Source organism: Providencia alcalifaciens DSM 30120, from assembly GCF_000173415.1.
Classification (GTDB): Bacteria; Pseudomonadota; Gammaproteobacteria; order Enterobacterales; family Enterobacteriaceae; genus Providencia; species Providencia alcalifaciens.
The window spans coordinates 102,517-113,582 of record NZ_ABXW01000046.1; the positions used below are offsets into that span (position 1 = coordinate 102,517).

An 11,066-nucleotide genomic window follows, 5' to 3' on the forward strand; every position below is an offset into this window, starting at 1 on the left:
ATTAACCTAGCAGGTTGTGATACCGTCGCCAATACCGTCACAATGAAAAGTGAACAATATTTGCACAGCGGTTTATCGATACGAATTCAGTAGTTTTTCTTTCTCAGCTAACTCAGTGATACATAAATTAAGGGCGCTTGTGTTTTCATCTGCACGCCTAGACTCACGCCCATAGACTTCAAGTGTTCTTCGTAGTTGTCTAGAAAGTTCACTGGTCTTTTCTCTTTCAGTTCGGCAGGTATCGGCGTTAATGGTACCATTAGCTTTTGTTTCCGAGGCACTGGCTTCGTACTGCATCCCATCAAAGTGATTAAGAACACGCTCAAGCAGAGCGTCTGTGCGCATCGTAGCACGTTCTTTTTGTTCATTGTATATCACCACCCTATTTTGTTGTTCTTCATCAGCCTGCTTGCGCTGGTCGAGGTTAAACGCTAGGTCTTTCTCATCTTCCTGTTTCCCTGCAATCTGTTTTGTCATTTGCTGGTTATCAGAAAAAATGCCGCTAGTCATAAAACCAGCGGCAAATGAGATAGCCAGCGCAATTAATGCAATGGCTACTTGTTTCATTAGCGAACCCCGTTGTGTTCCAATGAATAGTGGTTACCGTCATTAAAACGACCGCCCCAGCTACCGCCAATTGATTCCCAGTATTCACCAAGTGGTTTATGATCACTGGAAGCAGTTAACCACTTACCGTCTTTAAATAAATTAAAATCAACCGCTAGGCGCTCTGTATGCAGGCTTTTACTGATGCCTTTACCAGCCTTTTCATTTAATGCTGCCTGTTCTTTCGTTCGGTATGCTTCACCAAAAGTTAACTGGTAGCCATTCGCCTGAGCAAAGATAATTAACTTAGCCACCATTCCAGTAAATCTATTTTGTTTATCCACCATAGACATTAGGATCACCCCACTTTTTTAAGTAATTGCATAACATTGCCACGCTTAGCAAACAGCGCAGCACAAAGGAACGAATTTGGAATAAGGTTTTGAATACCAACCTGATAGGTTGGATCTAGATAGGAAAATACCGGTACCGAAATTGAGTAACCTAAGAATACCCACGCAAGCCAGCCACCTAATCGGCTATAGCCTTTATCTCCTCGTACGAAATAAAGACCTCTAAAGAACATGATTAAGCAGATTAGTGCATTGATAATTAGTAGTGATTTATCGTATGTCATGGCTGTTACCTCCTTTCGGAATATCAGCTTTCTTATACAATTTGATACTGAGTTTTACAGAGAGAAGAGAAGCTACGAACGCCCCCATAGCATCAAGGCTATCAACGTTATAAGCATCAGGCTTAACGCCAATTAAACCCGTCATGGAAACAAAGATAGTAGCGAACGGGCTGAACAGTAAAAGCCCTGCGGCAAAGCTGAGCATGGCAAATATTGAACGGATAGCTAAGGGGAATTCTGTTGCAGCTGTAGTGAAATAAATAGCGCCAAGAATAGCCCCCATAACAACCTCCGGGGGCAATCCTGAAAAATAACTAACAAATGATGCAAGGCTTAAGCCTGTAACCGCTGTAGTGTTTTCATGCATGAGTAGCACCATAGTTGAGAAATAACCATGATACTACAGCACAAAAGATAAACAAAATACCATCAGAGAATTAATGTAAATATATTAATCAATCAATGAAAACTTTTTCCGGACTCCTTTTATTGTTATATACAAGTTGTTGCCAGTAAACTCGATAAACCCGTCAAGAGGGGTTGTTGTTAGCGTTCCAGCCCTTAATCTAAGTTGAGCTTCAGTTTCTGTGCTACCTTGAATGTCAACTCTTGCTTTGGGTGCTCTAGCTTCATTATCAACGCCAAACCCTGTCCTGCTATTTATCCAATTCGGTGCTGTTCCAGCGATAAAAAGTTGCCAGTTATTTTTACCATCCTCAGCATTTACTGCTAACTGAATTCCGCGCACGCTGATTGCTATTTGGTTGTATTCGGTAAAGTTAAATCCAACTACACGAGAAACGCTAGAGTTGCTTGCAGCGCCGCCAGTATTAACATCATATCCAATCAAGTCTGGAACATTGGCTTCCGGTGTGGTTTGTAGCTTTGCTGAAAACGCTTTATATGATTCAAAACAAGCTTTATTAGCTGATCCCTCTGACCGGATGCCTGTCTGCTTACCACCAACAAGCCAGTTACCTTGATACACCAATCCTTCTGTAAAATCAGGAGCCTTCTTTGGATATCCATATATAGCAACACCTGTATGTAACATGCTTGCTTTTGGACTGTCTGATACCAAAGTGTAGTTTGATTTTGCTTTATCTAGTGCATCGATTTTTATAGCGATTTGTGTATTTACTACTGATGTACCATCATACTCTTGGACTTTAAATCCATTTCTTTCGTAAATTACGCCAGTTCCACTGTAGTTTGGCGCTGAAAGTAGCCCGCCATGTAATTTAACACCACCTGAACCTTGATATCTGAATCTATCTTGGAAGGAAAAATTGTGTCCGTAGAAATTATCTCCGCGATAAATTACAGCAGCATCAAATGTTCCATAAGTTCCATGGTCTGTAATGTTGCTTAATACAGATTCATCTCTGAAACCATGCCTATCAGACTCTCCTTGGATATCCCTTACCAATAATATAGTGTCCCTTTCACCGCCGACACCCGGCACTGGAGTCATTGTTCCTATTCTTAACTGACCGTCAATCAGATGGTTCATCTCCGAACTTTTCAAAACAGCATCACTAATACTAGATGGATCATTAGGATCAAAAAGATAAGGCAACCCAAAGGAATCAAATCCTATTGCTTTATTTTTTCTATCATTACGCTTAGGAAAAGCTAGAATATCCATATCTTCAACACGAAGTGCTCGCCTCTCTTTAGCTAAAAGAGCATCTTTCAATGTGCCTAAATCAACCGCATCACTATCACTCTTAGGCTTCCCAAGGTTAGCAATACGATAGCCTTTAGCATCGAACCAGTTAGCTAAAATGCTTGGGCGCTTTAGAAATAATGACAAGCTTCCCCATAGGCGTTGCATAAGCATCGTGAGATAATCAAATGCATCTTCATGAGTTTCAGCTAAGAATTTACCTTGATTGCGAAATGAGGTTTCCTGAACGATTGGAATTACGCGGGCAATGCTAATTTGATGTTTATCAGCTAATGGCCTGGTTAATAGTACCTTGCCACCAGCTGATTTATTGACCTCTGTTACTGTGTAATCAGTACCTAAACGTAACATGACAACATTATCACCGTCTGCGTCTGACGTTGTAACGCTTAAATCACTTGCCTTAAATATCCTGAACTTATAATCAAAATCGGTTGTTACACCGTTTCCTGTATATTCATTACTGCTGATTTCAGTTGAAACAGTCATGGCTATTCTCCACTTGGTTGCGTTGGTGTATGATAGCCATTAAAATTCATCAACGGAACATTGTTTACTTTTAAATATAAAAAGATAAACATTCGTGAAGTATTTTCAGTTACTGTATAAGCTCCTTAAATCACATAGGTAGTTAATATGAAAGATGTAATTAATTTTCCAGCACCCGATAACTATGCAGAAAAAGTTAATACCGAAACTGGAATAAAGGAGTTGATGAGCAAGTCGAACGTAGAAGAACTACTAAGAAAACTGGATAGTGAAGGATGTGACGTGAGCGCGGCACTCATTGAAATTACAGCAATGATGAATTACATAAACCTGAGTTTGAAGGTTAAAGAGAATATCAAGACGCATATTGAATATATCGCCAACGAGTTAAACAAGTAATCATTTAAGAATAAATTAAAGCACCTATGCGGAGGTGCTTTTTTGATTGAATAATTTCACTTTAGATATTAACCTACTGGGTTAATGATAATTGATAAGATAAAGTGATATTATGGAACTGTTTATTGTTATTGGTGTGGTCGTTGTTATCATTTACCTAATTAATCAAAATAAGACTAAAGTATCTGATAGAACCGTTGTAACCCATACAAAGAAAATACAAACTGATGATGGTGAAATTAACATCCATAGAACTCAGGTTGTAGAACAAACTACCACCCAATTTAGCAGTAAACCTGATGTTAATACTTTCCATAGTCAGGCTGTACAATCTGCTGATACAGTCAAAACTACCAAGAATACCCAACCTCAACAATCTTACTCTATATCTGAAAAACAGCCTATTGTTATCAATCAGCAACCAGTTAAACAAATAACAGCTCAATCCCAAAAAGCGACTAAAAATAATCCTATTGATAGCGAGAGGAAAAAATGTAAACGCTGCGGTAGAAATTTACCATTTGATAAATTTGGCAAGTCGGGAAAGAGTGATGATGGTTTAACTGTTTGGTGCAGAGAGTGTTTAGATGCACCAAGAGATACACCTAAAATGAAGTACTGCCCTAAATGCAAAGTTCGCCGAAACAAAACAAATTTTTACCCAAACAGTAAACGTAAAGATGGGTTAACAATGTGGTGTAAAACCTGCATGGATAAATCAAAATAATTACTGATTATATTTAGCACTAAAATAATGTGAGGTCATATGTTTGGTTTATTTAGAAAAAAGAAAAAATACTTTCGAAGAAGTACAGCAAATGGCTAGTGATCTTGGTTTTACAGTAACGAATGGTGGTAAAGTACTGGCTATTATGGGGCTTAAAAGCGATTATAGTAGCTCTGAAGTGCTGTCTAATATATTAGTAATACACGTTGCAAAGCAAATAATAGAGCTGCCTTTAGGTGAGCTTGTTACTGATAATACAATGAATATGCTTAATAACTTTGTTTCCTATATAAACGATAGATACAAAGGTCATCATATAAAAAAGCATATATATGAAAATGACTTCAAAGCTATTATTACTATGATTTCTTTGGACGAAGATAGCTTTTCTCTTGCTGGAAAAATAGTAGAGCAGAATAAACCAATAAGCCATTCAGCCCTACTATGTACTTTGTGATCTTTATTTTAGCTGCTCTTCTACCTGATTAAGCAACGGTGATAAATAGAAAAGGTTCTGAAATGGTAACAGTTTTCTTACCGATCTGACTTCTCTATCATCAAACTCACCATTCATAACGCCTGCAGTAATATTTTGGATATCCCCACCAAGGTCAAATGTAGGGCCTAACAGTGCACCGATACCGTTTCGACTCTGATAACGTGATGCTGGTGGGCCACCAAACATAGCGCTCATGCCGTACGAACCACCGCTGAGGTTTTCTAATAGGTTATTAGGCTCACCTAGCCAGCCCATCATTCCAGACCAGTCTAACCCCTCTTTCACAAGGTTAGCAGGTTCAGCATTAATTTCACGCCCTGCCATCATTGATTTTAATACATATACCAATGAGCCTAATGAAATTTGTAACAATGCACCATAATAGAATGAAGCATCACCAGATTGAATGCCAGACACTAACGCCCTATTGTGGGTACCAAAGAAGAAAGTTTTAAACTGCATCACAATCTTTCCTAGTTCGCTACTCATCATTAATGGTGTGTCACCAATACCAGGAGTGATTACAGTAGTTCTTACATCTTTCAATACAGCTGCTTGGAAAGTCTCACGAACTACACGATCATCCCATAAGTGACTATGGCCAGTTAACATACCGTCTAAATCTTCACCGTGTTTTGAGTATTGCTGAGCGATACGCTCTAACATATTCTTATCAACGCCAAGGTGAGCCAGCTTTTTGATTTCCTTGCTACTTAATGCATTCCCAGTCGAAACCTCTTGCGCAGCTCTGAGTATCTTTGATTGCGTAACAACGCCAGTCCACATCTTCATTGTGTCGGTATATTGATTCATCAATGTAAAGTTACCAAACTTTTGTGAGGACCATTCTAAGCCACGTTCAAGAAAAGTGCGTCGAGCATAAGGGTCATTAAGGTCAGCAATAACTTTAGAACGGCTAGACAATGCATATTCAAGGCCTACGCCCATTTCACGCAAATCAGCTTTGGCGATCTTCATTGCGCTAATGTCGGTTAACATTTTACCCAATGGCTTTAATGCGCTACGCAAACCATGCTGCATAATAGGTCTGGCTATATCTGGCAATGATGAAATTGTCATGCCGCCAAGTAAACGTAAAAAGTTAACGTGACGAGCAATGCGACCAGCTCTGACAAAGAAACTTGATGGATCTTTAGGTGCACCATAGGTACCTAATAACCTGTCACGCATGGCGCGAATATCGCGTAAATCAGCATCCCTTCTGGCTTCTAATTTTCCACGTTCTTTTGCGGTTTTAGCTTCGGAAATTAACGTGTTGTAATCATTAGTAATGGCTTTGATTTGTGCGTCCATATCCACTCGCCCAAACTGCGCCGTGAGCTCTATTTCTGGTGCTACTTGGCGAATATAGTTTTCCATTACGTAGTTAACATCTGACTCTAAAAAGTCTTTAATACGTTCATCTGGAATATTTAACGTACGTGATTTAGTGAAACCTGCACGCTTAGTTAATCCATCAGGTATCAGCTCACTAGGTACAATTCCAGATGGTGCACCGATAATTTTATTGATGATATCATCTGCTGCTGCCTCAACCTCTTCACGCGCTAATGGCTCCATTCTGCGCAATGCTGCATGGCGACGATTATCATAGCGAGTTAGTGAATTTGCTTTACGTGTTAATTGGCTATACTCGTTTCTAAACTGGCGTGGTTTGTCTAAAATTTCTAAAGAACGCTGATAAGAAGCCAGTTTATTTTCAGCATCTTCAATGCGCATAAGTTTACGCTCTAATTGCTCAAGTTTTTTAGTTGGCTTTTTTGCTTTACGCATTTCAATTTCAGCTGAAACAGCTTCTTTTTCTGCAACTAATTTTCGGTTCTTTTCTATTTCATTCATTAAAAGCTGTTTTTTACCAGACCAGCGTTCAGCCTCTTTTATTTCAGCGTTCAACTTTTCTGCTTGTGGTACGGACGCTCTGGCCTGTTCTATTCCTGCATCGGCTTTAGCTAGACTAGATTCAGCTTTATAAACTGTGCGCTGATTCATTTCCTGTAACCAATCAGCAATAATATTTCTAAATTCAGCCCGATCATTCAGTATTTTGTCGAACTTATAAATGCGAGGAAAATAGCTTTCTGCTGTTGATACAGTTACCCCTTCACGCAAGATGCCAAGCTCAACCATGCGATCCTTGGTCTTTTCAACAATAGGACGCACCGCTCTTGCTGCTTCTGCGACTTCTGGTATTGCATGGCGATCATTATTGCGCATAGCATCACCAACTTGCTCACTAAACTCATATAAGCTTAATCGACTACCGTCACGCTCTTTGGCTTTTTTGCGATAGGTTTTATAAAAATCTTTGGTTGATTCAACTTGCTTATAAACAAGCGTTTCATAGCCTCTTACCTTGGTTTCTACAGCTGTAAACGAAGCAATACCTTCTTCATTTTTTGCAAAGGTAAAATTGTTCTCTGCAAGCTGCTGGTTAATTTGCCGTGCTGTTTTTGATGGTGACTGAGCTACTCGCCCAACAGGACTAACATTCATTGTTCTGTTAATAAATGATGGTCCTTTCAATGTTTCCTGTTCTAACGTGGTCTCAGGGACTTCCATTGCACCTACACTAGTATTATCAGGAATATTTTGTTGTATTGTCTGCTGTTCGCCTAACACATCATTTTTAAACTTACTGACTATCTGCCCTCTGTTTTTAACTAACTGAGCGGCAGAGCCAAGTAATCCACCTAACATAGCATCAAACGTTACGTTCAATGCGCTTTCTTCAAGCGTTCTAGTCTCTTGGGTAGCAGATAACGCCAATTCAGAAGCAACACCACCAAGCGCGTTAGAAACCGCAAATTTACTGGCGGTAGCTAATACATCCCCGCCACGCGCAATAGTACCTGCAGGTACCATCATTGCTGCTACGTTTATAGGATCAATTACCCCCATCGCTATGCTTGAAATTAATCCAGCTCCACCAGCATCTTGCAGCAATTGCCTATCTTGAATTTGTCTATTAATACGCTGTTTTATTGCTGATGTTTCCTCTGGTGATTTAGAGTGAATAAAAGCATCTGCAAAATCTTCATAGCCAGATAATGTGCGTTCATCATCGAATGGATTATAACCGTCTTGTTCTTCGAACTGATTAAAAGGCATGGTAGCGATTAAACTACCTACTGAGTTATCAATCCTAAATGCTGCATCACGTAGCCTAGAAACCTCATTTTTATCACTGAAAGGGTTTGCAGCATCAAGAATTCCTACATCATTTGATTCACCATATTGAGGTTCAGGTTGTTTAATTGAACCAATATCAGCGCCCATTACATCATTTGGATTCATTTCATAAATAGGCATGGCTATTCTCTCCCGAACATGGTGTTAAGTGTATTGCTGAAGCCATAATCAATCGGATCAGGCTTTGCGTTACCTTCTAATATCTCACGCTCTTTCTTAGCCTCTTGATATGTTTTCTGGCGTTTATCCATAACCTCACGGTACATTGGTGATGATGATTGATCAGGTTTAAAGCGTGATGGCATACCGCTATCACCAAGGAAAGGTGTAAACATAGGGATACCGTCACTACCAGTTTGTTTTAGCATGATTGCATAACTGTAATCACGAGCTGTCACCGCATCAGGAACTAAAACAAATTCAGCATCGCTAGGCATACCACCAAACACTTTAGATTTAAGCTGTTTTTGCTCTTCTTGCCATTGACCAATGATCCAGTTACCAGCACCGCTTTCATTAGTGCCATAAACAGCTTCAGGAGCATAACGCATAACTTCATCTTTACCGTTTATTGATGTAACGCCCCATGTTTTCTTAACTTGTGCATCCGTCATTTTTTTAGCTAAATCAGGATCGCCGCCAGTACTAGCAAAGTTCGCATCATAAAGCGTTTGATAGTCTCGCATATATTCACGGTTGTTAATGCCAGGCTTTGTAACATTAGGCGAAGAGAAACCACCTAAGGCAAAGAAACTATTAATATTACCTTGAGCTGCTTTGTCTCTTTCTTTGCTATATTTCTTATCACGCATCTGTTCGGCGATAATCGCCTTGGTTCTATCGTTCTGCTCATAGGTTAGGTTGTATGCAATATCTATTGCCTTTTCACTATCCATACCTGATCGAGTTAAGTCATAGATTTTTCCATAGTAAGCCATGGCGTCAGTAGATAGACCATTAATCGCAGACGGATTATTATCAAAGATTTGCCCGTACATTTTAGACATTGGAATGACTAATTCAGGGTTTCTAGATGTTGAGCCAGTCGCCAGTTTTGATTTAATTTGCGAGGGAATAATTCCAGTACGACTAGATATTTCAGCTACTGCATTTAAACTATTCTCATCACGAATATTGAATGATGATTCGATATTGTTTGCAAAGTAGTGGTCTGCTGCATCCTGATTGCTTTTATCGTTAGGATCTAGCGGGAAGTTATTCTGTATAGATAACTGCAGGCGATTTGCTGAAAATGCCTTGTTTTGCGCCTTGATGTTGCTATCAACAAACTTACCAAACTTTTCCCAGCGCTGCATTTTACTTGCATAATTGCTTTCAGATGGGTCCGGCATGATGCTGTTTAATAATGAGCGCTGAGCCTGTGGCGTCATATCTTTAGCAGCTGATATCAATCCAGCATAGCGCTTCGCTTCTCGCATATCAGCTATCATTGCAGTGCCTTTGTCATAACCAAAAGCAGAAATAATAGTTTTTTCAGATGGCGCATTAGGTGCATCAAGACCGTTTTCCCATGCGGCGTAGGAATCAGAAATAGTAGTTCCAAGTTCAATTTGTAATTGCTGCTGACGTTGCTTATCCATTTGTTCAGCTTGCTTCAAGTATTTGGCTTGGTCTGACTCGTCTAGCGCATCGAAAGCTACTGAGCCAGTTAATCGCTTTGGCTGGCGTTCAGATTTAGGTAAACTGGATAAACCCAATGCGCTTTGCATTCCATTCGAAATTTGCGCTTGTGTATAGTTAATTTTATGACCCTTATTCTCTTGCGTAATAATTGCCATCGTCATTTTTGTCAGGGTGTTTAAATCAGTTAAATCAAGAGGTACATCCCTATCAACGCCGATATATTCCGAAACAAACTTAATATATGCCTCAGTATCATTTTTATCTATTTTACCCGGTGGAGCCCATCGCGTTATAATTTGCTCAGGCGTTACATATCCTTGCCTTGCATAAGATAATAAGTTTTTACCCAGCGCTCTGAGTCCATGCTCTGGCGTTTCAAATTGTACAAATCTACCATCATGTCCAAGCTGTCCAACCCAATTATTTTCTTTGGAAAACTCAATATTGCCAGGGTTATTATTTCTTAACCCTCTTGCTTTTCCCGTGACAGTTGATGGTGTTGATTTGTCATCAGAATAACGTGAAATACCACCGTTATCTGACGGCTCTCCGTTCTGCTGCATAAACTGCATATAATCAGATCCTATCTGATTTTCAATAGCTCTCTTGGCTGTGGCTGTTTTAAATTCTTGTTTCTTAGCTAGAATCTGCTCATCGCTCCAGCCGTGCGAAAACCCAAACTCTTCTATTTGTTGGAATACTTGTTTGTTTGCTGATAGGTAAGCATTGTTATCTCCATACAAACTAGCGGCCGACTCCGCATTCACAGATAACGTTGCTTGGAATTGGTCTTGTTCGTAAGCTTTAATTTGCCCCATTTCATGCTTATTAGCCTGCGAGCTAAACTGCAATCGCATTTCTTTTGCTTGCTGTGCGAACATGCTTTTAATCGCATCATCCTGCAGTGTTCCGGCTATTTCACCAGCAGCATTATCAAATGCTTGCTCAAACTCATAACCTTTACCAATAGCATTCTTACCCTGCATAGCAAGTAAATCGTTCATTAGTTCATTTGCTTTTTGTCTAAGCTGCAATGACGCATCTTGTGCCAATGCCACATCAGCCCGTTGCTTCGCTTCAGCGAATAAGCCTGTATATTGCTCGGCAACTTGACCTAAACCAGCACCAAACTGATTAGGGTTAGACTGAACACTAAAACCATTATTTGGCAGAGGCGATGAACTAACCTGTTGTTCTTTATACGTTGGTACAATTGGCATGCGTC

General features: G+C 39.8%; 10 protein-coding genes. 3 read left to right on the forward strand and 7 right to left on the reverse strand.

Going from position 1 to position 11,066, the window contains the following annotated elements; translation table 11 throughout:
- Window positions 1-72: 72 nt before the first annotated feature.
- From PROVALCAL_RS08595 to PROVALCAL_RS08615, 5 genes are all read right to left on the reverse strand, one after another.
- Window positions 73-567, reverse strand: coding sequence for a hypothetical protein (locus tag PROVALCAL_RS08595; protein WP_006658811.1), 495 nt, complete (start codon window positions 565-567; stop codon window positions 73-75).
- On the reverse strand, window positions 567-899 hold the full coding sequence (locus PROVALCAL_RS08600) for a M15 family metallopeptidase (protein ID WP_039861802.1): 333 nt from the start codon (window positions 897-899) through the stop codon (window positions 567-569). Before PROVALCAL_RS08600 ends, PROVALCAL_RS08595 begins: the two co-directional genes overlap by 1 nt.
- A gap of 5 nt (window positions 900-904) precedes the next feature.
- Window positions 905-1,183, reverse strand: a complete 279-nt coding sequence (locus PROVALCAL_RS08605; protein ID WP_006658813.1) for a phage holin family protein — start codon at window positions 1,181-1,183, stop codon at window positions 905-907.
- Entirely contained in the window at window positions 1,170-1,550 is a 381-nt protein-coding gene (locus tag PROVALCAL_RS08610; RefSeq protein WP_036953346.1) for a putative holin, read from the reverse strand. Before PROVALCAL_RS08610 ends, PROVALCAL_RS08605 begins: the two co-directional genes overlap by 14 nt.
- A gap of 84 nt (window positions 1,551-1,634) precedes the next feature.
- Window positions 1,635-3,362 (reverse strand): hypothetical protein, encoded by a 1,728-nt coding sequence (locus PROVALCAL_RS08615; RefSeq protein WP_006658815.1) that lies wholly within the window; start codon window positions 3,360-3,362, stop codon window positions 1,635-1,637.
- A gap of 147 nt (window positions 3,363-3,509) precedes the next feature.
- Between PROVALCAL_RS08615 and PROVALCAL_RS08620 the strand changes: the two genes are divergently transcribed.
- From PROVALCAL_RS08620 to PROVALCAL_RS08630, 3 genes are all read left to right on the forward strand, one after another.
- On the forward strand, window positions 3,510-3,761 hold the full coding sequence (locus PROVALCAL_RS08620; protein WP_006658816.1) for a hypothetical protein: 252 nt from the start codon (window positions 3,510-3,512) through the stop codon (window positions 3,759-3,761).
- 112 nt (window positions 3,762-3,873) lie between these two features.
- A complete protein-coding gene (locus PROVALCAL_RS08625) occupies window positions 3,874-4,488 on the forward strand; it encodes a hypothetical protein (RefSeq protein ID WP_006658817.1) in 615 nt (204 codons plus the stop codon).
- Between the two features lie 91 nt (window positions 4,489-4,579).
- The gene (locus PROVALCAL_RS08630) at window positions 4,580-4,945 is read left to right on the forward strand and encodes a hypothetical protein (RefSeq protein WP_039861803.1); all 366 of its coding nucleotides are present in this window, start codon (window positions 4,580-4,582) and stop codon (window positions 4,943-4,945) included.
- A 3-nt stretch (window positions 4,946-4,948) separates the two neighbouring features.
- Here the strand turns inward: PROVALCAL_RS08630 and PROVALCAL_RS08635 are convergent, their stop codons facing one another.
- Together PROVALCAL_RS08635 and PROVALCAL_RS08640 are read right to left on the reverse strand one after the other, a co-directional pair.
- Window positions 4,949-8,317 carry a hypothetical protein gene (locus tag PROVALCAL_RS08635; protein ID WP_006658819.1) on the reverse strand — a complete coding sequence of 1,123 codons (3,369 nt, stop codon included), beginning with the start codon at window positions 8,315-8,317 and terminating at the stop codon, window positions 4,949-4,951.
- Window positions 8,318-8,319: 2 nt separating this feature from the next.
- Window positions 8,320-11,061 (reverse strand): hypothetical protein, encoded by a 2,742-nt coding sequence (locus PROVALCAL_RS08640; protein WP_006658820.1) that lies wholly within the window; start codon window positions 11,059-11,061, stop codon window positions 8,320-8,322.
- Between the last annotated feature and the right edge of the window lie 5 nt (window positions 11,062-11,066).